This window comes from Sodalis sp. RH15, from assembly GCF_047324255.1.
GTDB lineage: Bacteria > Pseudomonadota > Gammaproteobacteria > Enterobacterales > Enterobacteriaceae > Acerihabitans > Acerihabitans ligni.
Map to the genome: position 1 here is coordinate 5,098,822 of NZ_CP178738.1, position 22,757 is coordinate 5,121,578.

A 22,757-nucleotide genomic window follows, 5' to 3' on the forward strand; every position below is an offset into this window, starting at 1 on the left:
GGTGGCTTTCAGTACTTTTTAACATCAATATTGACTGTTTTTTGTGGCTGCGATCACCCTCCCATTCTGCTGCGCAACATGTAGTAGATTACACCGCCGGCTACGACTAACCCTCCGCCGAAGCGGCGCAATAATTTATCGGGCAGCAGCGTCATGGAACCGATCATTTTGCGCCATACCGCCGGAAACAGCATCGGTCCCAGCCCTTCGAGAACCAATACCAGTCCCAGCGCCATCCAAATTGTAGGATTCATGGAAACCTCGAAAAAAAAGGCCCGCGTCAACGGGCCTTGGCATAAACATCATCTATTCGTTAGGGCCGGGCTGCCGGAGCAGCCGGGGTGGCCGGTATGGCGACATCGGGCGATTTCATATAACGGAAGAAATCGCTGTCCGCGCTAAGGACCATAATATCGTTGTTGCCGCTAAAGCTGTTTTCATAGGCGCGCAGGCTGCGGATAAAGGTGAAGAAAGCCGGATCCGCGCCAAAGGCGTTGGCGTACAGCTGTGCGGTTTCGGCATCGGCTTCGCCGCGGGTGATTAATGCCGTACGCTGCGCTTCCGCCAGGGTGCGGGTGACCTCATAGTCTGCCGCCGCCCGCAGTTTTTCCGCCTCTTCCTGTCCCTGGGAACGATGACGACGCGCCACCGCTTCACGTTCGGCCCGCATACGCTGGAATATGGCGTCGGAGACTTCAGCCGGCAGGCTTATCTGCTTGATACGCACATCCACCACTTCGATACCCAGCGCCGCCATACTGTTGGGATTCACCGCCGGCTGGGCGCCGTTGGTTTCACGGGCGACCCGCGCCGCCGCCGAGGCGATGGCGTTGTCCGCTTCCGTGGTCTCTATTTCATTGTCCCCCGCGGTGCCGTTATTCAGCGCATCCCGCACATCGGTCATCAGCCGGTTACGCGAATCGGTCACGATGCCCTTGACGTCCAGCCGGCCGAGTTCGGAACGCAACCGGTCGCTGAATTTCCGTTTCAGCAGGACTTCGGCCTGAGAAACGTCACCGCCGCCCGTCGCCAGGTAATAGCGGCTGAAATCACTGATGCGCCATTTGATGTAAGAATCGACAATCAGATCCTTTTTTTCCATGGTAACAAAGCGATCCGCCTGGTTTTCCATGGTTTGGATGCGCGCGTCCAGCGTTTTCACCGTCTCGATAAACGGTATTTTAAAATGCAGGCCGGGATTGAAGATCTCAGGCTTGTTTTCATTGTCGCGCAGGACTTTGCCAAAGCGCAATACGATGCCGCGCTGTCCTTCCTGGACGACAAACATAGAGGCATACAGCGCCACAAGCACCACGACAATGATGACTATAATAGACTTGCGCATCGGTTAGTCCCTCCCTACGCGAGTGGTATCGTCACGCTGGGCGTTCGCTTTGCGCTGATCCATGATGGAGCCGGAAGTGCCGATATCCACAGGCGAGGGTTCAGCCGTTCCGCCGGTGGAAAGGGCGGGCAGCCGCAGCAGGCTGTCCGTGGCGGTATCCTTGGATGCTTTCGCCGGCGCATTGCGCAGCATTTGATCCAGCGGCAGCACCATCACGTTGTTGCCCCCTTTGTTGTCGTTCACCAGAATTTTACGCGTATGGCTTAATAACCGTTCCATCGAATCTATATATAAACGCTGGCGGGTAATCTCCGGCGCGGCTTTGTATTCAGGCAGCAGTTTGGCGAAGCGCTGAACTTCACCCTGCGCTTCCAGCACGGTACGGGTTCTGTAGGCGCGCCCCTCTTCCAGGATACGCTGCGCCTGGCCGTTAGCGCGCGGCTGGACCTCGTTGGCATACGCCTCGGCCTCGCGGATGTACTGCTGCTCGTTTTCACGGGCGGCTATGGCATCGTCAAACGCGGCCTTCACTTCATCAGGGGGACGCGCCGCCTGGAAGTTCACGTCCAGCAGGGTAATGCCCATGTCGTATGGACGGATGGTTTCCTCCAATACCCGCTGCGTATCGCTGCGCACCACGGTACGCCCTTCCGTGAGGATGCGATCCATGGTGTACTTGCCGATAACGCCCCGCAGGGCGCTGTCGGTGGCCTGTCGCAGGCTGTCGTCCGCATCGGTTACGCTGAACAGGTAGCGTTCCGGGTCGGTGACGCGGTACTGCACGTTCATTTCCACGCGCACGACGTTTTCATCGGCGGTAAGCATGATGCCGGACGCCGCCAGCTCGCGTACCGACTCAACGTTAACCGCAATGACATGATCCACAAAGGTGGGTTTCCAATTCAGGCCCGGCTGCACCAGGCGGTCGAATTTTCCGAAGCGCGTGACTACGCCGCGCTCCGCTTCCTTGATGGTGTAGAAGCCGCTGCCGGCCCAGATAGCCACCAGGACCACCACGGCCAGTCCGATGTAACGCCTGCCGTGGCCGGGGCTTTTGGCGCCGCCGGTACCCTCCGGGTTTTTATTGCCTCCGCCAAACCCGCTTATTTTTTTACCGAGCTTACGGAAGATATCGTCCAAATCAGGAGGTCCTTGTTCACGCCCGCCTTTATTATTATTTCCGCCAGAGTTGCCGCTGTTATTGCTGCTCCCCCACGGGTCGCGGTCATGTCCGTTATTACCGGGCTGATTCCACGCCATGTTTAGCTCCATATTCTTAATGTGTTTTCTTCAGGCTTTGAGTCCCAAAGGACGGTCAGACAAGATAGTCCACCAACTCATTCTCTTGCTTGCACAGGCGACGCCAATCGATGAGCGGCAATCTGACGAGCAGCCCGACGCTGCCGTCGTCCTCAATCCATTCTTTTTCAATTGCCTGAAGCTGGTAAAAACGGCTGCGTAAACGTCCGGCCTGCGGGGGTAGGCGCAGCTCATGCTGCGCAATCTCACCCGACAGGCGTTCGGTCAGCGCCTGGAAAAGCAACGGGATTCCTTCTCCGGTTTCGGCGGACAGCCATACCCGTACCGGTAAGTTATCCTCGTCTCGATCAATACGCGCAACAAAATCATCCAGCATATCGATTTTATTCATGATCAACAGTACCGGAACGTCGTTCGCTTCGATTTCCGCCAGTACCGTATCCACCGCGGCGATATTTTCCTGGCCGCGACTGTCCGAGGCATCGACGATATGCAACAGCAGCGTGGCTTCGCGCGTCTCTTGCAAGGTCGCTTTAAACGCCGCCACCAGATCATGGGGCAAATGGCGGATAAAACCAACCGTATCCGCCAGGACCGTGTCGCCCACATCGCCGACTTCGATGCGCCGCAGGGTAGGGTCCAGCGTGGCGAACAGCTGGTCGGCGACATAGACTTCCGCCTGGGTGAGCCGGTTGAACAGCGTGGATTTGCCGGCATTGGTGTAGCCCACCAGCGATACCGTGGGGACATCGGCGCGATTCCTGGCCCGGCGTCCTTGCTCCCGCTGTTTTTCCACCCGTTCCAGGCGGGAAAGTATCAGGGTAATCCGGTTGCGTAACAGACGGCGGTCGGTTTCAAGCTGGGTTTCACCCGGCCCGCGCATGCCTATGCCGCCTTTTTGCCGCTCAAGGTGGGTCCATCCCCGCACCAGACGCGTGGCGAGATGGCGCAGCTGAGCCAGTTCCACCTGCAATTTACCCTCGTGGGTACGAGCACGCTGTGCAAAAATGTCCAAAATCAGCCCGGTGCGATCGATGACCCGGCATTGGCATAAGCTCTCGAGATTGCGCTCTTGAGCAGGAGATAATGCATGATCGAAAAGTACGACAGACGCACCACTGGTTTTAACCGCTTGCGCGATTTCTTCAGCTTTTCCCTCTCCGACAAAATATTTGGGGTGCGGGGCCTTGCGGCTCCCGGTTATAACATGCAACGCTTCCACCCCGGCGGAAGACACCAGCGACTCAAACTCCTGAAGATCTTCCATGTCTTTGTCTTGCGAGAAAAAGATGTGAACCAGTATGGCCTGCTCACCGGTATCATAACGGTCAAACAAGCGTACAACCTCTCAAACGGATAAACCGCAGTTATAACGGAGCCTTAGCGCCGCAAACACGCTAAAGCACCGCGAAATGGTCAAGCCGGATGCGTCTTACTCGACGTCATCAGTTTCCAGCGGCTGCGCAGGCGCCGAAGGATTGCTGCCATGATGGTAATTGCTGGCACTGCTACTTGTTGCCGGATTGTTATTGTGATGCGACACCGCACGCGATGGTACTACAGTAGAAATGGCATGCTTATAAACCATCTGACTAACCGTGTTTTTTAACAAAATGACAAACTGGTCAAATGACTCAATCTGGCCCTGCAATTTGATACCATTCACCAAATAAATAGAAACCGGAACCCTTTCCCGACGCAATGCGTTCAAGAACGGATCTTGCAAAGATTGCCCCTTAGCCATTCTATCTTTTCCTTATGTGCTTGTTGTTTGTAACAAGAACCATGTGGCTCTAAAATAAACGATGTAAAAAAAGCGCGTTCAGTACTTACCAATTGTACACAATCACCCAACCTATGCACTAACAACCTGTAATACCTTGTCTAAAGCAGCGAGGGGCTTGTCACTATCGAGCCAGTGAACCGACGGCCAGCCGCGCAACCACGTCATTTGCCGCTTGGCCAATTGCCGGGTTGCGCATATCCCGCGATAAATCATTTCATCGTAATCGATTTCACCTGATAAATATGACCACATCTGGCGATAACCGACGCTGCGAATGGACGGCAGATCTTTATGCAAGCCACTGCGCAGGAAAAGTACCCTGGCTTCCCGCTCAAAACCAGCCGCCAGCATCTGATGAAAGCGCTGCTCGATACGCTGATGCAACAGCCGGCGATTTTCTGGCGCAATCGCAAACTGGTGAACCCGGTACGGCAATGCTTCACCTGAAGTTTTAGTCAGTTCCGTAAGAGTTTTACCTGAAACGAAAAAAACTTCCAGTGCTCTGGAGAGCCTCTGCGGATCATTCGGATGAATACGACCCGCCGACACCGGATCAATCTCCTGCAATTTGAGGTGCAATGCCTCCCATCCTTTGGCCTGCGCCTCCCGGGAAATACGCTCCCGCACTTCAGGGTCCGCTGGGGGCAAGGGGGATAAACCCTCCAGAAGCGCCTTGAAGTAGAGCATCGTCCCGCCTACCAATAACGGCACACGACCCGACGCGGTGATTTCTGCCATGGCGGCCAGCGCATCACGGCTGAAATCCGCTGCCGAATAGGCCTGCTCCGGATCCCGGATATCAATCAACCGGTGCGGCGCTATCGCCAGTTCGTCTTTACCGGGCTTTGCGGTGCCGATATCCATGCCGCGATAAATCAGCGCGGAATCAACGCTGATAATCTCCACCGGCAATCGCCGGCGCAGCTCAATCGCCAGCCCGGTTTTACCCGAAGCGGTAGGTCCCATCAGGAAAATAGCCTGCGGCAAAGGCGTGCCGGTAGACTCAGTCATGATTAAGGGCCTCAATGGCGGCCTCAAGATCCAATAACACCAAAAGCTCTGCGGGCGGGACCTTTACCCACTGCGGACAAAGCCGCTCAACCTCGGCGAGTAACTGTATGGCCTGGGAAAGGCTCCAGGCACGTTGTTCACTGTTCAACTGGCGGGCAATCCAGGCAGCAATCTCATCACAAGTGATGGTTTCAGTTTCTGACAGATAGCCTAACAGTTCCGGAATCAAGTTTTGTAAATTTTGTTGGCGTAATGGTAAAGGTACGCCATTTAGCGTCCCCTGGCGCTGATTAACCTGTAACTGGATACCCATCTGCTCCAATTGCGCCTGGTACCGGCGGAATCCCGCCGCCTCCGATTCCTTGAGTATTAAGCGCAGGGGAATAAGCAATGGCTGCGCCCGTAACGCTTCGCCATCCGGCGTAAGCTGTTTTTGCTTGAGGCGGCGCTCCGCCACCGGCAGAGAAATCAGCGCCAGACGCCGGCGGAATTCCACCAGGGCGTAACAAGGCGGATAAACGGTAAGCACCCGACCGAAGCTCTGGACATCATCGCCGGAAACAGCCTCGGCAGCGGCGCCGGACGCTGGCGCGGATTGAATCAGCTTTTGGTAAAGTTTACCCTCTTTGGTCTGATAACCGGCGCCGGGATGGTAATTGGCGGCCGGTTCACGCATCCGGCCGGATCGGGACCCCGCTTCGCCGCCGTTACTCCGGCCAATACCGGACGGCGCCTTATACTGTGGCGGCGACGGGGTGTTCCCAGGGCCGGAGGGTGGCGCCTTAAGCGCCGGCGAGGGGTTGTCAAAGAGATTTTTCCCCGCCGCGACGCGATTTTCCGGCATCCGGTGCAAAGGGACGGCATCGGCGGATACGGGCAGCTCCGGTTCGTCCGGCCGCTGAATAACGGCGATCACCGCCTGATAGATAAAATCATGCACCAGGCGGGACTGGTGAAACCTGACTTCCTGTTTGGTGGGATGCACATTCACATCCACCTGATGGGGATCCACTTCCAGGTACAGCACAAACGCCGGTTGCCCCGCCTCGGACAGCTGTTCCTCATAGGCCTGGCGAATGGCGTGATTAATCAGCTTGTCGCGCATCATCCGCCGATTGACATAACAATACTGCATGTCCGGCAGTTCACCCGCCGCCGACGGATCGGCTACCCAGCCGCGGATGCGGAGGTCGCCGTGCTGCCAGGAGACTTCCAGGGCCCGTTGCACAAAGGCCGGTCCGCACAGGCTGCTTAAGCGCCGGAGGTTCTGGGCTTCCTGCGTCACCCCGCGATATTGGCGGACCGGTTTACCGTTATGCTGCAGGGTGAACGTCACATCAAAGCGCGCCAGCGCAATGCGTTTCACCACTTCGTCTATATGCGCGAATTCGGTTTTCTCGGTACGCATGAACTTGCGGCGGGCCGGCGTATTGTAAAACAGATCCAGCACTTCCACCGTGGAACCCACCGGATGCGCCGCCGGTTTAAGAGTCACCGCCATGTCGCGGCCTTCGGCATAGGCCTGCCACGCTTCCGTTTGCGCTTCGGTGCGGGAGGTCAGGGTCAGCCGCGACACCGAACTGATACTGGCCAGCGCTTCCCCGCGAAACCCCAGGCTGATAATAGCCTCGAGATCGTCCAGCGTGGCGATTTTACTGGTGGCGTGCCGTGCCAGCGCCAGCGCCAAATCGTCCTTGGCGATGCCGCAACCGTTATCGCGGATGCGGATAAGGCGGCTGCCGGCCCGCTCGATATCGATGTCGATACGCGTCGCGCCGGCGTCAAGGCTGTTCTCCACCAGTTCCTTCACTACCGACGCGGGGCGTTCGACCACTTCGCCGGCGGCGATCTGGTTGGCGAGCTGTGGCGGCAGTACCCGAATAGGCATGGCGGCGAAAATCCTCAGTGTTAAGCGGGTGAAAATCAGGGCCTGTTCCGACAAAAGGGTTTGTTAACATAGTGCCTGGCCTTCGACGACAGGTCATTTCTTTACGTTTTTCTCACGTCCCCGAATCCTAACATTTTTGACAGCCTATTTGGCGGAATCACGCGCCAAGGCGGAAGAATTCCGCCGTTTTGCCGCCTGGGTCCGCTGTTCCGCCGCACCGGCGGGAATTTTCAGCCGCTGGCCGACCCACACAACGTCCCTTTTCAAATGATTGAGATCGCGCAGCGCCGCCATGCTCACACCGTAGCGGCTGGCGATACCGGACAGCGTCTCGCCGCGCTGCACCACATGGCGACCGGCGGGAGCGGCGGCGGGCATCACACCGGCGGTGGATTGCGACACCGCCTGGGCGCCGCTGGCGCCGGCGTCCGCCGCCGACGCGATACCCTGCGGACGGTTTTCCAGTTTGGGACCGTTTTGCAGCGGATGGGCCGAGAAATAGGCGCGCAAGCCAAGATAAATGGCCTGGGCTATTTTGTCCTGATACTCCCCGCTGCCCAACAGCCGCTCTTCGTTGGCGTTACTGATAAAGCCGGTTTCCACCAATAGCGAAGGAATATCCGGCGAGCGCAATACCCCCAGGCTGGCATACTCCGGCCGCGTTTTATGCAGCGAACCCACGTTGCGCAGCTGTCTTAACACCCGGGTGGCGACATCGTAGCCCACCCGCTGGGAATGGCCGAACTGCAAATCCAGTACCGCCTGGCTGAGGTACGGATCCGACGAACTGTTGGCCAGCAGATCCCCCGCGCCCCCCAGCAGCTCCGATTGCTTTTCATGCTGCTCCAGCCAGTTGGCCATCTCGCTGTTGGCCCGGCGGTTGGACAATACCCATACCGATGCGCCGGTGGCGCTGCGATTCGGCGCCGCGTCCGCATGGATGGATACCAGTACGCTGGCGCCCTGCTTACGCGCCACATCCGAGCGCCCCATCACCGAAATGAAATAATCGCCATCCCGGGTCAACGCCGGCCTGAACATGGGATCCTGATCCAAGAGCGCTTTCAATCGGCGGGCAATGGCAATGGTGACATTTTTTTCCATCAAGCCGTTTTGGCCGATGGCGCCGGGATCCTGGCCGCCGTGACCGGCATCGATGGCCACCACCACCTGATCGCTTTGCGCCACGGCCCGGCGAGCGGGACGGGGGGTGCGGGACAACAGCGGATTATCCTGCACCGCGGGGGCCGCATTAAACGCGCGATTCGACGATGGAACCGCCCGGGGCGCGGGCTCGGGCACCGCACGGCTGATACGGGCGGCGGCGGGTCGGGGAGAGTTCAGCGTCACCACGACATTGTAATGTCCGTTGCTTTGCTCGATGGCGGCCTGCGCCCGTGATTTGCGGGTCAGGTCCAGCACCAGGCGGATGCTCTGCGGGTCCGGAGCCTGACTGGTTCGAACGCGGCGGATGATATTCTGGCCGTTGAAGTCCAGCGGCAATCCCTGCGGCGGCATGCTCTGACGGATATCCACCACCACCCGTTCAGGATTGTGCAGCGAAAAAAAGGCATAAACCGGCTGTTCGCCAAAACCCAAGGTGACCGTGGATTGCTCGCTTCCGTTTGTCACATTGATATCCGTAAGATTTGCCGCGCCGACATGGCCTGCCAGACACATTAGAACGATAACCAAAACCATCCTGATTCTAAGTATCATTTATGGGATTCCCGCCAAGACGCCATCCGCGCCGGTATCCCTGCGGCCCTTGCGGACCGGGGCTCTATCAGGGCCTGCCGGCCGTCCGCCGCATAGGCGAGCGTCAGCGCTATATCGGCGTCCGGCAGGATGCCTTCGCCCTTCTGCGGCCACTCCACCAGGCACAGGCTATCCTGGCGGAAATAATCGCGTACTCCCATGAATTCCAGCTCTTCCGCATCAAGCAGCCGGTAGAGATCGAAATGATAAACGGTACCTGACGCCAATTCATAAGGCTCCACCAGAGTATAGGTAGGGCTTTTCACATTGCCTTCATAGCCCAACGCACGCAGGAAGCCACGGCAAAGCGTGGTTTTACCGGCGCCCAAATCGCCAAAAAGATAAATCACGCATGATTGCGGGCAGGCATCCGCTAAAGCAGCCCCTAACGCGATGGTTGCCGCTTCGTCCGGCAAAGGTATTACACATTTTTCCATGTCTGATTTCTATATCTGATTTTAGGGTCTGCTTTTCAGGCGAAATGTTCAGGATTAACAAATCGATATAACGCGGGCAATAAATCCGTGGCCAGCATGCCCCGCGTGCCTTTTTCCGCCGCCAGCCAATCGGCGGCCGCGCCGTGGATAACGCAGCCGGCGCACGCCGCATCATATAACGAGAGTTTCTGCGCCAGCAAACCGCCGATGATGCCCGAAAGCAGATCTCCCATGCCCCCCGAGGCCATACCGGCATTGCCCACATCGGCAATGGACGTTTGGCCGCCGGCATCGGCGATCAGCGTGCCCGCGCCTTTTAGCACCACCACGCCGCCATAACGTTTTGCGATATTTGCGGCGGCAAGGAAGCGGTCACTTTCCACCACGCCGACCTTGCTGTTCAGCAAGCGCGCGGCTTCTCCGGGATGGGGCGTGACAATACGATTGTGACGTTTCTGCGGGTTGATTGCCAGCAAGTTCAGCGCGTCGGCGTCCCATAACATGGGTTTATCATAATTTTCCGCAATACGTAGCGCATTTTTACCCCATTCCGACTGCCCCAAACCCGGACCTATCACAATGACGTCCGCCCATTCCAGACCCTGGCGAAGCGACTGGTCGTTAAGCGGTTCAACCATCAGTTCCGGCCGCGCGGTGAGCAGGGAACCCACGTTCTCCTCGCGAGTAAGCACTCGCACCAAACCTGCGCCGGTGCGCAGCGCCGCCTCACCGGTCATGCGAATGGCGCCGGATAAACCGTGATCGCCGCCGATAATCATCAACCGGCCGTTATCCCCTTTATGCGCGCAGGGATCCCGCGGCGTTAGCCAGCGGGGGAGCAGGTCGGCGGTCAGCCGTTCCAATAGCGGGGTTTGCTGTTGCAGCCAGTTACCCAGCCCCAAATCGTCATAATGTAATTTCCCGGTGACGCTGCGCGCTTTGCCGGTGAGCAAACCGGGTTTCAACGCGATAAACGTCACGGTGTGCGCCGCCTTGATCACCGCCGCCGGCGCCGCGCCGGTTTCGGCGTTCAGCCCCGAAGGAAGGTCGAGGGAAACTATCGGCGCGCCATGGTCGTTGGCCCTGTGGATAAGCCCGGTATAGGGTTCCCGCGGCGCGTCCTTCAATCCGGTTCCCAGCAGGCCGTCAACGATCACATCCACCTGCGGCGGCCACCCTTCATCCACGCCGGCGATACTGCCGCCGGCATCCAGCCACGCCTGTCGGGCCTGTCGGGCTTCATCGGGCAAAGGCCGGCTGCCGGGGCACTCTATTACCGTCACCGCCTTCCCATGCGCCGCCGCCAGACGGGCCGCCACGTACCCGTCGCCGCCGTTGTTGCCGTGCCCGGCCAGGATCAGGTAATGGCGGGCGTAGGGATAACACCAGTTTATGGTGCGCAAGGCGGCGTCCCCGGCTCGCTCCATTAATTGATACAGCGACAGGCCCGCCAGTTTGGCGGCCTCACCTTCCCACCCCCTCAGCCATTCTGCGGAGTAGGCGCAATGTGGTAAACTTGACTTGTTTGTTTTATTCATACGGTCCGCCATGTCATACCCTTTCGATTTGATAGAATTAACCCGGCTCATCAAGGAGTGGGGTCTGGCTCTGGGTTTTCAACAGGTCGGCATCTGCGATACCGATCTTGCCGCTCATGAATCCGTGCTGCAAGCCTGGCTGGACAACCAATACCACGGCGATATGGAATGGATGGCGCGCCACGGCAGTCTGCGCGCTCGTCCGCATGAACTCCTGCCCGGCACCCTGCGCGTCATCAGCGTCAGAATGAATTACCTCCCCGCCAACGCCGCTTTTGCCCGCACGCTGAAAAATCCCCGGTTAGGTTATGTTAGCCGTTATGCGCTGGGACGCGACTATCACAAGGTGTTGCGCCATCGTCTTCAACAGTTGGGCAATAAAATTCGCGAATGGTGCCAAGAAGTCCAATTCCGTCCCTTCGTGGACTCGGCGCCGTTAATGGAACGCCCGCTGGCGGCCAAAGCCGGGATAGGCTGGGTCGGTAAACACTCACTGATATTAAACCGCGAAGCCGGCTCCTGGTTTTTTCTCGGCGAATTGCTGATCAATTTACCCCTGCCCGTAGACCAACCCCAACAGGATGGGTGCGGACGCTGTGTCGCCTGCATGACCGCCTGCCCCACCGGGGCGATCGTCGCCCCCTATACCGTCGACGCACGCCGCTGTATTTCATACCTCACCATTGAGCTGCAGGGTGAAATCCCCGAGGACCTGCGCCCGCTTATCGGCAATCGAATTTATGGCTGCGATGACTGCCAGCTGATTTGCCCGTGGAATCGTTTTTCGGCGTTAACCGATGAAAAGGACTTCAGCTCGCGCGCGGCGCTTCACTCGCCGGAACTGCTGGAACTGTACAAATGGGACGAAACCACGTTCCTGCGGGCCACCGAGGGATCGCCCATTCGTCGTATCGGCCACTGGCGCTGGTTACGCAACATCGCCGTCGCCTTGGGCAACGCACCTTATGAGGAAAGCATCGTTTTGTGCCTGCAGGAAAGTCTGGGTAACGATGCCTTATTGGATAAACACATTACCTGGGCGATAGAACGACAACTGCGACAACGAGAAGCCGCAACGGTCAATGTGCAGCCGGCCCGGCAACGGCGATTGATTAATGCAATTGAGAAAGGATTGGCGCGCGATGCATGAAAATCGATGTGTAAAATTTGCCCGCGAACAAGAGACTAAAGGACTGTGGATAAAATAAAAAAACCTTTGACAATCAATTGACACAAAAAAGACAAGCAATACAGAAAAAGTTTTTTAAGAGAAAAATATCTGCTATATCAATAGATTAAAATCTTATGCTGTCGCCATCACGATTTTGGAAAAAATATTATTGCCCGCCAGCGTTGTGGATAAGTCTGTTTAAAACCTTTTTTTTGCTCAATAAGGGCAATCGATAAGGCGGAAAATAGCATGGGGATTGTCAATAAGATATTTCCTAGTCCCACCCCTTGAAAACATACATTTGTTGCATGCCTACTCCCTTGAAAGCGTGGGGGTTTTCCAGGGCCGGTAAAACCGGGGAAGGCATTATCCTTTAGTTTTAAGCCCCAGGCAAGCCGGATTTTCATAAAAAAATGGCGACAGTGGCATCTGTGCCGCCAATACATAAGCAGCCCTATTGTTTAGTCAACAAGCGTAGCGCATAAATCAACCTGGCGCCAAGGCGGAAATGACCTTTTTATCCACACAAAGTCACGTCCTTAAGCTCCAGCAGCGCCTTGAGAAAATAATAATCGCCATAGGCCGTGGCCTGATCGATACCCAGCCCGTGCGGCAAATCGGCGGTGGCATGGGCCAGCAAGCCTTCATTGTCATCCAGCATGCAGTGGCGGCTCAGGGCGTGCAGAACGCTCACCGCGCTGTCCTTGAACATCACTTCACCCGTGAGGCGGTACAGACGCAGCAGTCCGTAGGCGCTAATGGCTCCCGCCGAGGCGTCCTTGGGCGCCTCTTTGTCGGGGTCAAGATAGTCCCAGGGCGGAATACCGTCGGCGGGCAAATGGCCGATGATGTAGCGGGCCACCCGCACGGCGGATGCCAGCCACAGGGGATTGCTCCGCTGGCCGGCGAGGATGGCAAGGCCGGTCAGCGCCCACCCCTGGCCCCGCGACCAGGCGCTGTCCGCCGACAGGCCTTGCCAGGTATCGCCGCGCACCGGCTGTCCGTCAGGGGTGAAATGGAAACGGTGGTAGACCGACCCATCCGCGCGCAGATGGTTCGCCAGCGTTTTCTCCACATGGCGGTTCGCCACCTGCAGCAGCCTATCTTCACCGCTTTGTTCCGCCGCCCATAGCAACAGGGGAAGATTCATCAGCGTATCGATAAGCACCGCCCCGGACCACTCCTCCTGGCCGAAAAATCCCCAGCCCGGAATATATCCGCCGGCCGGGTTGAACTGCGCCGCCAGACTGCGGGCGGCGGCCAATGCCCCCTGGCGCCAGGACTCATTGCCGGTGATCCGCCAGCCGGTAATGGCGCTGGGATAAAACATAAACCCCAAATCGTGGTTACGGCTGTCTTGGGCGCGGGGCAAAATACGCTGGGTAAAATGTTCAGCCGCAGCGCGCAGCGCGGGATCGCCGCTGTGTCCATACGACAGCCACAGCTGCCCGACCCAAAAACCGCCGGTCCAGACGCCGTCCCGGGTGAATATATACTTGCCGTTTTCGGTAATATGGGGAAAATCGATAAACGTCACGCTGCTCTTTTTCACTTTCTCAACGCAGCCAGTGATTGCCGCCGTCAGCCAGTCCATACTATTCCTCTGTTATAAGTTGATTTTTTTCTCACCGGGACGAACCCGATTCGCAGGGGATGGCAGGATCATGCCCCCCTGCAGGGCTTACTTTGGCAGGTGCCGGCGGCGGTAATTGCGTCGGCCGGCGCCGCCCGACGCTACGCCACGCTGGAATTACCGGCTAACTTTCCCGCTTCGGCGGCTTTTTTGGGTTTGATGGTCAAGGCAAACAGCACGGCGATACCCAGGCAGGCCGACATCATAAAATAGGAGGAATTGGTTGAATGGGTGACGCTGTTGAGCATGCCCACCAGATACGAGCCGATAAACGCCCCCACCGCGGCCATGCTGTTGATCATCCCGCCGGCGCCGCCCACCATGGACGCCGGCAATACGTCGTGCACCAGCGCGAAGAACGGCCCGAACGGGATATAAAGGCAGGCCCCGGTAATCACCAGCAGCAGGTAAGAGAGCCAGAAATGGTTCGTGCCGAGGAACGGCAGCAGCAGGAAACAGCAGCCGGCTATCAATATCGGGAAAGCGACAAAACCCACCCGTTTTTGATATTTGTCGCTCAGCCAGGCGGCAATCATCATTAATATCGCCGCCAGGCCGTACGGCAGCGAGGACAGCAGGCCGGTCTGGGCCATGGAGATGGCGCCGGAGTGCAGAATGGAGGGCAGCCACATCAGGAAACCGTAAAAACCGATACTCTGGAAAAACATCCAGCCCGCCAGCTTGATAACGTTGGCGGAACGGAAAACCTGTCCCCAGTTGGTCATGGTCTCTTTATGCTGCTGCTCATTGGCCAGTTCGCTTATCACCGCCGCTTTCTCTTCCTTGCTCAGCCAGTTGGCCTGCTCCGGCCTGTCGCGGATAACCACCCACCACACCACCGCCCAGATGACGGCGGGAATGCCTTCCACCACGAACATATGGCGCCATCCCCAGTTTTGCACCAGCCAGCCGGAAAGAATGGACATCCACAATACGGTAACCGGGTTACCGAGCAGGAACAGCGTATTGGCTTTGGAGCGTTCGGAATGGGTGAACCAGCGTGATACCAAGATCAAAAGACTCGGCGTCACAATGGCTTCCACCACCCCAAGGGCGAAACGGATAATAATCAGCGAGGTGATATTGGTCACCAGCCCGGTTAACGTGGCGCAGATCCCCCACAGCACCAGGCTCCAGGTCAGCAGCTTGCGCACGCTCCACTTTTCCGCCAGCATCCCGCCCGGTATTTGCAAGGTAAAATAACCCAGAAAAAAAAGTGCTCCTATCAAAGACGCCAGAGAGGGATTAATACCCAGATCGTTACCGATGCCGGCGGCGGAGGCAAAACTGTAATTAGCCTTATCAAGGTAAGACAGGCTGTAAGTAATAAATATCGTCGGCATTAAATAGAGCCAACGGCGTACAGGCAGTTTGTTCATCTTGACTTACCTCAATAGGATTTATGTAGGCACCGAAATTAATTGCTTTATTTTTAAGTCAATACGTATCGTTGAATTGTCATTATTATGATGGCCTGCATTAATGCCGGCCACCCTACCGTAATGTCAAAGAGTATTTATTTTTATAGAAATTTCGCCTCTCTTTTTTCTAAAAAAGCCGCTACGCCTTCCGCACAATCCCTGGTTTGGAAAATTTCCTGGCTGAACCGCAGATTTTGATAAAAGCAGTGTTCCGTAGACTGCATGCCGATGGCGCGTACGCCCTGTTTTATTAATCTTATGGCCTCAAAAGGTTTCAGCGCAATTTCCCGCGCCAGCTCCAGCGCCGCTTCCACCGTGGTGCCCGCCGGCGCCAGACGATTGACCATGCCCCATTCCAGGCAGCGCTTTGCCTCGACAAAGCTGCCGGTCATCATCAATTCCATGGCCTTTGCCGTCCCCACCAGCTTCGGCAAGCGGAATAATCCGCCGCTGCCGGGGAAGACGCCCAAATTGATTTCCGGCAGGGCGATTTTCCCGCTGTCGGATAGAATTCGCATATCGCAGGCCATGGCCATTTCAAAGCCACCGCCGCAGACCACGCCTTCCAAGGCGGCAATGACCGGTTTATTCAGAAATTCAATGGCATTAAAGGTTTCATTTTCTTTCTGCAGCTTTTTACTGATAACGTCATCCCAGACTTCCGGGAATTCTTTGATATCGGACCCAACGCAAAATGCTTTTTTTCCCGAACCGGTTAATACCACTACTCTCACATCGTCGTCCCGATCCAGCTGCTTCAATAAAGATCGTAATTCCCTGGACAGAGAAAGGGTTACCAGGTTAAGTGGCGGATTATTTAATGTCAGCAGCGCAACGGCGTTATTTATTTCCAATGTAACAAGGGAGTCGCTTGTGGTCATAATATGCCTCAGTGTTTGTTAACCGATATAATGTTGTCTGAAATAAGCCGGCGGATAACCTCCTGGCTGTAGCCCAGTTCGGCGAGTATTTCCGCGCTGTGCTCACCCAGTTCGGGGGGGAGGCGGCGCAGCGGCAGCGGCTGTCCGTCATACTGATTCGGGTGGCCCAGCACCCGCACCGTGCCGGCCACCGGATGTTCCATTTCGATAAAGGCCTGGTTGTACTTCACCTGTTCGTCTTCCACCACATCCGCATATTCATTCACCGGCGCATGCCATATCCCCTCCCGCTTGAAAATAGCCAGCCATTCCGCCGTGCTTTTGCTCAGCATTTCCGACGCGACGCGGGCATCGAAATCAAGGCGCGCCGACATCTGGTCGGCGGCGGTGAATCCCTCCAGCGCTCCCGGACGGAAGGCCGCGCTCAGTTTGTCAAAGGGGGTCAGCGACAGCGTAATGTAGCCGTCGGCGGTGGCGTAAATACCATAGGGGCTTTGGTGAAAACGGCTGGACAGCCCGGTATCCGCGCGGGGCGTCAGTTTGCCGCCGTTGAGGAAATAGTTGAGGGGCTCAATCTGTAGATCCAGCGCCGAGTGCAGCAGGCAGGCGTCCACCTTATGCCCCTGCCCGGTTTTTTCGCGGTGGAAAACGGCGGCGATGATGCCCAGCGCCGCCAGCGCGGCGCCATGCTGATCCACCAGAGCGGTCCCCACCGGCATCGGCGGATGCGAACCGGGACCATTAAGGGCGGCCAGCCCGCTGATGCTTTGCGCCATCAAATCCTGGCCCGGCTCCTTCGCTTTCGGTCCGCTGGAGCCGTAGCCGGTACAGGAACAGTAGACGATACGGGGATTGATTTTGCGGATATCCTCATATCCCAGGCCGAGACGGTCCATCACCCCCGGCTTAAAGTTTTCGATAATCACGTCATACTCTTGCAGCAGATCGTAAATAATCTGCCGACCCTCGGCGGACTTGAGGTCGATGGCCATGGCGCGCTGGTTGCGGTTTGCCAGCAGGAAAAACACGCTGACGCCGTTGAGGTAGGTATCGCACCCTGACCAGGATCGTTCATAGGCCCCTTTCGGCGACTCGATTTTCACCACATCGGCGCCTAAATCCGCCAGCGTTTGCGCTGCGGAGGGCCCTTGCAAATAGTGGGTAAAGCTCAATACCTTGACGCCTTCTAACATATACGTTTCCTTTGTTCTATATTATCGAACGGGGTTCGGTAATATTACACATCAAATCACCGCCAATGGGATGACCGTCAGTGATGGTGATTAATTGAAATTCCGCGGTTCCTGGTAAAGACGCAGGCCTTTGTAGCCCATTTGCCGCGATGCCCCCAGCGCCGCCACTTCGATTTTATTGCCTAACCGCCGCTGTTCTGCGGCATCCAGTCTGAACGTAAAATCAATAATGCATAAAGATACCAGCGGCACACCGTCGGCCTGTAAAACCGGCGCGGCGATGGAGCACAGCTCCGGCAGCTCGTGGCTTATGGCGTACCCGCTGGCGGCGACCTGCGCCAGCTCGGCGAAAATGCCCGCGCCCCTATCCTCATCCCCCGGAGCGCTGTTTTTATCCAGCAGCCACTGCAGACGATCCTGCCGGCTGGCGGCGAGAATCGCCTTACCGCTGGCGCTCTCCCGCAGGGAAAACTTCGGCATGGTGTTAAGCTGTGGCTGCATCGGCTCCACGCCGCCTATCTTCTCGAACGGTACAATCTCGTCGCCGTTGAACAGCGACATGCAAACCATTTTGCCCGTTTCTTTCGCCAATGCGACGCCGGCTTCGCTGCTGACGGTGATTAAATCGTTTTTGCCGATAAAGCTGGCGCTAATCTCATAAAGCCGGGTTCCCGCCGACAGCGTGGCGTAATCCTGATTACCGATCTTTAGAATATCCATATCAATCAATGTATTAAGAATCTCCGAAGCGGTACTTTTCGGGAGTCCCAGCGCATTGCGCACATCCGCCATGGTCACCGGCTGTTTACTTTTCGCGATGTATTCCAGGGCCAGGATGGCGCGTTCCACCGTTTTATTCATAAAGCCATTTTTCCGAACTGCGTTCCGTATTACCGTACATTCTATTTACATCTCCCCAAGTCTATTTACCAGTCGTTTTACCATCGGCATCTCGGATCTGTGATTGTGGTCAAAATAAAGTCACTTGTTTACCGGGGCGCGGGTTCGGGAGCGCATGCGCCTGCCGGACCGCTTTCCCTGACGATGCCGTTCCCCCATGGCCCCGGCGCCAGGCCGAACCGACACAGAAAGCATGCCGTCTGTATTTAACGGAGGTTATTGTTATAATGCAGAAATTCTTGGGAGATAACATGACCATTCAAAGCGTAGCCAGGGCCTGTGCCATATTGAAGTTATTTCAACAGCACGAAAAACTTTCCATTGCCAAAATGTCCCAGTTTATGGGGCTGAGCAAAACCACCGTGCACGGTCTGGTGAAAACCCTTGAGGCGGAAAAGCTGCTGCAGCAGGATGAAAAATCACGGCTTTATTCCCTAGGTCACGTCAATTATGAATTGGGGATGCTTTATCAGTCGCGTATCGTCACCCATGCGGTGGTGTTGCCCTGGATGAAAAAGCTCAGTGAACAGGTGGAGGAGACGGTTCAGCTGGCGACGCTTACGGATCAGGATGTGATTTATCTGTCGCGCGTCACCACGCAGGATTTTTATGGTTTCTCCATTGCCGAAGGCCTGCGCATGCCTGCGCACTGTACCTCCACCGGTAAATGCATGCTCTCCAGCCTGTCCCGTGAACGCCTGCTGGAACTCTATCCCCGAGAAGAGCTGCCGACCCGCACCGCCCATACCATTTCCACGCGCAGCCGGCTGTTCGCCGCCCTGGAACAGATTGCCCGTGCGGGTTACGCCATCGATGATGAAGAGGCCGAACCTGAATTGCGGGGCGTGGCGGTGCCGATCATCGCCGCCGCCAGCAAGGTGCCGCTGGCCATATGCATTTCCGGCACGGTCAGGCATATGACCGATGCGCGCATCGAACAATATCTGCCCGCGCTGCAGCAGACCAAAGAAGAGATCGTCAAGTTCCTCGGCACCGGCGGGCTGCATGCTGCGGCGATGTATTAGCCGCCGGCCCGCCAGACCACCGGGAATGCCGGGCAATCCAGCACGCCGCCGTTCTTTGGACCGTCGTGGGACGGCTCTGGGGGAGACATCTTCCCGCTGCGCCGACGGAATACCGCGTCATCGCCGGTCCAGCGCGTGGACAGCACCCGTCGCGGCAGCGGCGTAAAATTGCCGGCGGCGCCGTGCAGGGTCAACCCATGGAATACCAGGCAATCGCCGGGCTCTAGGGCCCAGCGGAGAATGGGGTAGTCGCCGCGGCGCCCTTCAATATCGGGTAGTATGTCCCACTGTTCGTTGTCGCCGGGCCGCAGCTCGCCGGTGGCGAACACCTGCGGACGGAACCATTTTCCCCAACGGTGGGAACCGGCGACAAATTCCAATGCGGTTTCATTGGCCACCGGGTCAATGGGCAGCCAGATTGTGCAAAAATCCCTGCCGTCCACCGGGCTATAGGGTTGGTCCTGATGCCAGAGCGTGCGTTGCGAGGCGCCGGGCTGCTTGGACAAAACGTGATCGTGCAGAAAATTGATTTTTGAAGAACCCAGCAGGGCGGCGGCTATCTCTTTGGCCGGTGAATGAAAGACAAAATCCTGGAAATGTTCAATGCGCCGCCAGTTGTCGCTATCCTGAAAAAACGTTTTGGTGTCAGGATCGGTATAACGGCCATGATCGCTGGGGAATGCGATATTATAGTCGATACCCTGTTCAACGATATCCAGCCATTGCCTTGAGAATGCGCCGCGGATAATCACCGCGCCGTCGCGGGCGAATGCCTCTTTGTCATGGGGGGAAATGTCAATCATCATATCTCCATGGGAAATATACCCTGGATAATTCAAGCTGCGGGCAAGCCAGCGCGCCTGCAAGTAGAAGTATGCCAGGGTTAGCGGAATACTCTTCCGCTCGATTAATCTATATTCAGACCTTTTCCGGATTCCAGCGCCCCGGGAATTCCTGGCCGCCCAGCTGGCGGTTATAGAACATGCCCAGATACCAGGGGAAATATTGATAAGACCAGGCGCACAGCCGGTTGCCGTATTTCAGGAAAGCCCGCAGCAGTTCCTGCACCTCTTCTTTACTTTTAGCGGCGGCGATAGCGGGACGCAATAACCCGGCGAATTCTTCCAATTTATATAATCCGCTGACGCCAAGATAGCTGGAATAAGGCACATCGAATTCATTCAGCGTGGTGGAGAAATCTTCCAGGGACAGCCTATTGCTCAAGGTCAGCAACGGATACATGGTATACATGATATAATCGCGCAGCATGCCGTTGGCGAAATCCCAGGCGGTAAAATACTGCCCGTAGGTGCCCGTTGATTCCACGCGGCCCAGGCGAATATCCCGTAAATCCTCAGGCTCGGTTAATGAAATACGCTCGGCTTCGGCTAAAAAGGTTTTCGCCACGTCGGAGGTTACGTTGACGGCTTTCGGTACGCCGGGATGGGCCGCTTTATCATGGGCCGATACCTCAACGAATAATAAGTCTTTTTGCCAGAACAGATTATTCCATACCGCTTTACCCACGTCGGGCAATAAATGGCAATACTCCTGCAATACCTGTCCCAGCACCGGCTGCGCCAGCGGCTCCAGCCCCACGCCGTACTGAATGGACATTTTATTGCCGGTTGACTGGGAATAACGCAGCCGGCCCACCGGGCAATCGGTGATCAATTCACGATGATGTACTGGCGCGCTGCTGACAATCGGCGTCCAGGCATACATGGACGCGCCGGATACCACCGGATGCGCCTGTAAAATCTTGAACGGCAAATGCTGCCAGAACTCTTCACACAACTCCGGGTTTTTTTCATCATTTAATTCGGCCACCACGGTCACACCCAGGGATGGCCAGCTAATATCGATCAAACGTCCCATCTTCACACCTCATCTGTCATTAGATCATGGTTATATTTTATGCAAAACCTTATTCAAAAATATCCTGGTACGGGGATTGTCCGGCGAGGTGAATATTTTTTGCGGCGGCCCTTGTTCAATAATTTCCCCGCCATCCATAATGACCACCCTATCGGCGACATTGCGGGCGAATTCCATTTCATGGGTCACGACTATCATGGTCATCCCTTGTGAGGCCAAGCCCTGCATAACGCTCAGCACTTCCCCCACCATTTCCGGATCCAGGGCGCTGGTGGGTTCATCAAACAGCATTACCTCCGGATTCATTGCCAACGCGCGGGCAATGGCGACGCGTTGCTGCTGGCCGCCGGATAATTGCGATGGGTAGTGCGTTAATTTGTCTCCCAGCCCCACCCGTGCCAATAATTCCATCGCCCGGCGCTCCGCCTGCGGTTTATCCTGATGCAATACGCTTACCGGCGCCTGCATGACATTCTCCAGGGCGGTCATGTGAGGGAATAAATTAAAGCGCTGAAATACCATGCCGATGCGGCGGCGCAGCAGGGCGATATTTTTCTCGCTGTCCTCAATCAGCCGACCGTTTTTTAGCCGGTAGCCAATCAGGGTGCCCCCCACATGAATGGTGCCCTGCTGAATTTTTTCCAGATGATTGATGCAGCGGATCAACGTGGTTTTACCTGAACCCGACGGACCGATAATCACCAATGTTTCACCGGTTTTCACCGTTAACGACACGTTGCGCAGCACCGGCGTCTCGCCATAGAATTTCATCACATCACGGCAAACCACCGCATCGGACGGCGTAGACAGCTCATCAAGACTCATCGGCCAACTCCGCCAGCTGATTTGTGGGTGTATTTTTGGCCCGCTTGACAGTTTTTGCCGATAAATGCCGGATCATATTTCTTTCCAGCAGCATCTGGATAAGGGTCCAGCCGGCGGTCAGCAATAAATAATATACCGACACGCCTAAATACACTTCGAAGGTCATAAAGGTCGCCGCCTGCAATTGCTCCGCGACGCGGAACATTTCCGACACGCCGATAATGCTTAACAGCGCGGTGGTTTTAAGCATGTTATTAAACTGATTGCCCAACGCGGGAAATATGACCGGAATAGTCTGTGGCAAAATAATTTTTCGCATCAATAATCCGGGGGTCATCCCCAGCGCTTTGGCCGCTTCCGACTGGCCTTTGTCGATAGATATAATTCCCGAACGGGTAATTTCACTCATGTAGGCGGCCTCGTGCAGACCGAAAGAAAATATGCCTGCCACCAGCGCCCCTGAAACAGCCAGCGGCCCCAGGCTTAATACCGAAGGAAAGAGATCAAAGCCCAATAAATAGGGCAGGCCGAAATAAATCAGCACCAATTGAACCAATACCGGGGTGCCGCGAAAAAACCAGATATATAGCTGATTCAATGACCGGAATATCAAAAAGCGGCTCATTCCGGACACCGCCAGCAAGATACCCAGCGCCATGCCGATCAATTGCGCGACGATGGCGGCAATAACGGTCAACACCAGCCCTTCCAATAAAACGGGTTGCGGGTGAAAGACAAAATTAAGGAAAAAACCCGTATTGAACTGCAGCTGAATATGTGTGAACACGTTTTTATCCTCACCGAACG

The 22,757-nt window shown here is 56.3% G+C and carries 21 protein-coding genes; 2 read left to right on the top strand and 19 right to left on the bottom strand.

Annotated elements, in window-relative coordinates; all coding sequences use genetic code 11:
* Window positions 1–53 precede the first annotated feature (53 nt).
* The 10 genes from ACL2XO_RS23155 to nnr form a co-directional block, all read right to left on the bottom strand.
* Entirely contained in the window at window positions 54–254 is a 201-nt protein-coding gene (locus tag ACL2XO_RS23155) for a DUF2065 family protein (RefSeq protein WP_132925706.1), read from the bottom strand.
* A gap of 59 nt (window positions 255–313) precedes the next feature.
* The gene (gene hflC / locus ACL2XO_RS23160; protein ID WP_132925704.1) at window positions 314–1,345 is read right to left on the bottom strand and encodes a protease modulator HflC; all 1,032 of its coding nucleotides are present in this window, start codon (window positions 1,343–1,345) and stop codon (window positions 314–316) included.
* 3 nt (window positions 1,346–1,348) lie between these two features.
* Window positions 1,349–2,605 carry an FtsH protease activity modulator HflK gene (gene hflK / locus ACL2XO_RS23165; RefSeq protein WP_132925703.1) on the bottom strand — a complete coding sequence of 419 codons (1,257 nt, stop codon included), beginning with the start codon at window positions 2,603–2,605 and terminating at the stop codon, window positions 1,349–1,351.
* A gap of 55 nt (window positions 2,606–2,660) precedes the next feature.
* On the bottom strand, window positions 2,661–3,941 hold the full coding sequence (hflX, locus tag ACL2XO_RS23170) for a ribosome rescue GTPase HflX (RefSeq protein ID WP_132925701.1): 1,281 nt from the start codon (window positions 3,939–3,941) through the stop codon (window positions 2,661–2,663).
* Window positions 3,942–4,037: 96 nt separating this feature from the next.
* Window positions 4,038–4,349, bottom strand: coding sequence for an RNA chaperone Hfq (gene hfq / locus ACL2XO_RS23175; protein ID WP_132925700.1), 312 nt, complete (start codon window positions 4,347–4,349; stop codon window positions 4,038–4,040).
* A gap of 111 nt (window positions 4,350–4,460) precedes the next feature.
* Entirely contained in the window at window positions 4,461–5,402 is a 942-nt protein-coding gene (gene miaA, locus ACL2XO_RS23180; protein ID WP_413741585.1) for a tRNA (adenosine(37)-N6)-dimethylallyltransferase MiaA, read from the bottom strand.
* A complete protein-coding gene (gene mutL, locus ACL2XO_RS23185; RefSeq protein WP_413741586.1) occupies window positions 5,395–7,290 on the bottom strand; it encodes a DNA mismatch repair endonuclease MutL in 1,896 nt (631 codons plus the stop codon). Before mutL ends, miaA begins: the two co-directional genes overlap by 8 nt.
* 144 nt (window positions 7,291–7,434) lie before the next feature.
* Complete coding sequence (gene amiB / locus ACL2XO_RS23190; RefSeq protein WP_413741587.1) at window positions 7,435–9,009, bottom strand: N-acetylmuramoyl-L-alanine amidase AmiB; 1,575 nt, start codon at window positions 9,007–9,009, stop codon at window positions 7,435–7,437.
* On the bottom strand, window positions 9,006–9,485 hold the full coding sequence (gene tsaE, locus ACL2XO_RS23195) for a tRNA (adenosine(37)-N6)-threonylcarbamoyltransferase complex ATPase subunit type 1 TsaE (protein ID WP_413741588.1): 480 nt from the start codon (window positions 9,483–9,485) through the stop codon (window positions 9,006–9,008). Before tsaE ends, amiB begins: the two co-directional genes overlap by 4 nt.
* Before the next feature lie 35 nt (window positions 9,486–9,520).
* Window positions 9,521–11,035, bottom strand: coding sequence for a bifunctional ADP-dependent NAD(P)H-hydrate dehydratase/NAD(P)H-hydrate epimerase (gene nnr / locus ACL2XO_RS23200; RefSeq protein ID WP_413741589.1), 1,515 nt, complete (start codon window positions 11,033–11,035; stop codon window positions 9,521–9,523).
* Here nnr and queG point away from each other — a divergent pair.
* Window positions 11,034–12,173: a tRNA epoxyqueuosine(34) reductase QueG gene (gene queG, locus ACL2XO_RS23205; protein WP_413741590.1), complete on the top strand. Its 1,140-nt coding sequence runs from the start codon at window positions 11,034–11,036 to the stop codon at window positions 12,171–12,173. The two genes, nnr and queG, sit on opposite strands and share 2 nt — an antisense overlap.
* Window positions 12,174–12,711: 538 nt before the next feature.
* Here the strand turns inward: queG and ACL2XO_RS23210 are convergent.
* The 5 genes from ACL2XO_RS23210 to ACL2XO_RS23230 all read right to left on the bottom strand — a co-directional run bounded on the left by ACL2XO_RS23210 (window position 12,712) and on the right by ACL2XO_RS23230 (window position 18,183).
* The gene (locus ACL2XO_RS23210) at window positions 12,712–13,788 is read right to left on the bottom strand and encodes a glycoside hydrolase family 88 protein (RefSeq protein WP_203523971.1); all 1,077 of its coding nucleotides are present in this window, start codon (window positions 13,786–13,788) and stop codon (window positions 12,712–12,714) included.
* A 140-nt stretch (window positions 13,789–13,928) separates the two neighbouring features.
* Complete coding sequence (locus ACL2XO_RS23215; protein ID WP_132925684.1) at window positions 13,929–15,206, bottom strand: MFS transporter; 1,278 nt, start codon at window positions 15,204–15,206, stop codon at window positions 13,929–13,931.
* Between the two features lie 143 nt (window positions 15,207–15,349).
* Window positions 15,350–16,129, bottom strand: a complete 780-nt coding sequence (locus ACL2XO_RS23220) for an enoyl-CoA hydratase/isomerase family protein (protein WP_413741591.1) — start codon at window positions 16,127–16,129, stop codon at window positions 15,350–15,352.
* An 8-nt stretch (window positions 16,130–16,137) separates the two neighbouring features.
* Window positions 16,138–17,322 carry a CaiB/BaiF CoA transferase family protein gene (locus ACL2XO_RS23225; protein WP_132925680.1) on the bottom strand — a complete coding sequence of 395 codons (1,185 nt, stop codon included), beginning with the start codon at window positions 17,320–17,322 and terminating at the stop codon, window positions 16,138–16,140.
* Between the two features lie 90 nt (window positions 17,323–17,412).
* The gene (locus ACL2XO_RS23230) at window positions 17,413–18,183 is read right to left on the bottom strand and encodes an IclR family transcriptional regulator (protein ID WP_132925678.1); all 771 of its coding nucleotides are present in this window, start codon (window positions 18,181–18,183) and stop codon (window positions 17,413–17,415) included.
* Between the two features lie 290 nt (window positions 18,184–18,473).
* On the opposite strand from ACL2XO_RS23230, the gene ACL2XO_RS23235 reads away from it, so the two are divergent.
* Window positions 18,474–19,247 (top strand): IclR family transcriptional regulator, encoded by a 774-nt coding sequence (locus ACL2XO_RS23235; protein ID WP_413741592.1) that lies wholly within the window; start codon window positions 18,474–18,476, stop codon window positions 19,245–19,247.
* Here the strand turns inward: ACL2XO_RS23235 and ACL2XO_RS23240 are convergent.
* The 4 genes from ACL2XO_RS23240 to ACL2XO_RS23255 all read right to left on the bottom strand — a co-directional run bounded on the left by ACL2XO_RS23240 (window position 19,244) and on the right by ACL2XO_RS23255 (window position 22,737).
* On the bottom strand, window positions 19,244–20,053 hold the full coding sequence (locus tag ACL2XO_RS23240) for a phytanoyl-CoA dioxygenase family protein (RefSeq protein ID WP_413725552.1): 810 nt from the start codon (window positions 20,051–20,053) through the stop codon (window positions 19,244–19,246). The two genes, ACL2XO_RS23235 and ACL2XO_RS23240, sit on opposite strands and share 4 nt — an antisense overlap.
* A gap of 112 nt (window positions 20,054–20,165) precedes the next feature.
* Window positions 20,166–21,125: a DUF3830 domain-containing protein gene (locus tag ACL2XO_RS23245; RefSeq protein WP_132925672.1), complete on the bottom strand. Its 960-nt coding sequence runs from the start codon at window positions 21,123–21,125 to the stop codon at window positions 20,166–20,168.
* 30 nt (window positions 21,126–21,155) lie between these two features.
* A complete protein-coding gene (locus ACL2XO_RS23250; RefSeq protein ID WP_413725553.1) occupies window positions 21,156–21,950 on the bottom strand; it encodes an amino acid ABC transporter ATP-binding protein in 795 nt (264 codons plus the stop codon).
* A complete protein-coding gene (locus tag ACL2XO_RS23255; RefSeq protein ID WP_413741593.1) occupies window positions 21,940–22,737 on the bottom strand; it encodes an amino acid ABC transporter permease in 798 nt (265 codons plus the stop codon). Before ACL2XO_RS23255 ends, ACL2XO_RS23250 begins: the two co-directional genes overlap by 11 nt.
* Window positions 22,738–22,757 lie beyond the last annotated feature (20 nt).

What these genes read in the sequence shown, in the direction of transcription:
- ACL2XO_RS23235 (WP_413741592.1), top strand. Translation starts at nt 18,474, where the DNA reads ATGACCATTCAAAGCGTAGCCAGGGCCTGTGCCATATTGAAGTTATTT.
- ACL2XO_RS23225 (WP_132925680.1), bottom strand. Translation starts at nt 17,322, where the DNA reads ATGTTAGAAGGCGTCAAGGTATTGAGCTTTACCCACTATTTGCAAGGG.
- hfq (WP_132925700.1), bottom strand. Translation starts at nt 4,349, where the DNA reads ATGGCTAAGGGGCAATCTTTGCAAGATCCGTTCTTGAACGCATTGCGT.
- ACL2XO_RS23240 (WP_413725552.1), bottom strand. Translation starts at nt 20,053, where the DNA reads ATGATGATTGACATTTCCCCCCATGACAAAGAGGCATTCGCCCGCGAC.
- hflK (WP_132925703.1), bottom strand. Translation starts at nt 2,605, where the DNA reads ATGGCGTGGAATCAGCCCGGTAATAACGGACATGACCGCGACCCGTGG.
- ACL2XO_RS23230 (WP_132925678.1), bottom strand. Translation starts at nt 18,183, where the DNA reads ATGAATAAAACGGTGGAACGCGCCATCCTGGCCCTGGAATACATCGCG.
- ACL2XO_RS23210 (WP_203523971.1), bottom strand. Translation starts at nt 13,788, where the DNA reads ATGGACTGGCTGACGGCGGCAATCACTGGCTGCGTTGAGAAAGTGAAA.
- tsaE (WP_413741588.1), bottom strand. Translation starts at nt 9,485, where the DNA reads ATGGAAAAATGTGTAATACCTTTGCCGGACGAAGCGGCAACCATCGCG.
- ACL2XO_RS23215 (WP_132925684.1), bottom strand. Translation starts at nt 15,206, where the DNA reads ATGAACAAACTGCCTGTACGCCGTTGGCTCTATTTAATGCCGACGATA.
- ACL2XO_RS23245 (WP_132925672.1), bottom strand. Translation starts at nt 21,125, where the DNA reads ATGGGACGTTTGATCGATATTAGCTGGCCATCCCTGGGTGTGACCGTG.
- queG (WP_413741590.1), top strand. Translation starts at nt 11,034, where the DNA reads ATGTCATACCCTTTCGATTTGATAGAATTAACCCGGCTCATCAAGGAG.
- miaA (WP_413741585.1), bottom strand. Translation starts at nt 5,402, where the DNA reads ATGACTGAGTCTACCGGCACGCCTTTGCCGCAGGCTATTTTCCTGATG.
- nnr (WP_413741589.1), bottom strand. Translation starts at nt 11,035, where the DNA reads ATGGCGGACCGTATGAATAAAACAAACAAGTCAAGTTTACCACATTGC.
- ACL2XO_RS23155 (WP_132925706.1), bottom strand. Translation starts at nt 254, where the DNA reads ATGAATCCTACAATTTGGATGGCGCTGGGACTGGTATTGGTTCTCGAA.
- ACL2XO_RS23250 (WP_413725553.1), bottom strand. Translation starts at nt 21,950, where the DNA reads ATGAGTCTTGATGAGCTGTCTACGCCGTCCGATGCGGTGGTTTGCCGT.
- mutL (WP_413741586.1), bottom strand. Translation starts at nt 7,290, where the DNA reads ATGCCTATTCGGGTACTGCCGCCACAGCTCGCCAACCAGATCGCCGCC.
- amiB (WP_413741587.1), bottom strand. Translation starts at nt 9,009, where the DNA reads ATGATACTTAGAATCAGGATGGTTTTGGTTATCGTTCTAATGTGTCTG.
- ACL2XO_RS23220 (WP_413741591.1), bottom strand. Translation starts at nt 16,129, where the DNA reads ATGACCACAAGCGACTCCCTTGTTACATTGGAAATAAATAACGCCGTT.
- hflC (WP_132925704.1), bottom strand. Translation starts at nt 1,345, where the DNA reads ATGCGCAAGTCTATTATAGTCATCATTGTCGTGGTGCTTGTGGCGCTG.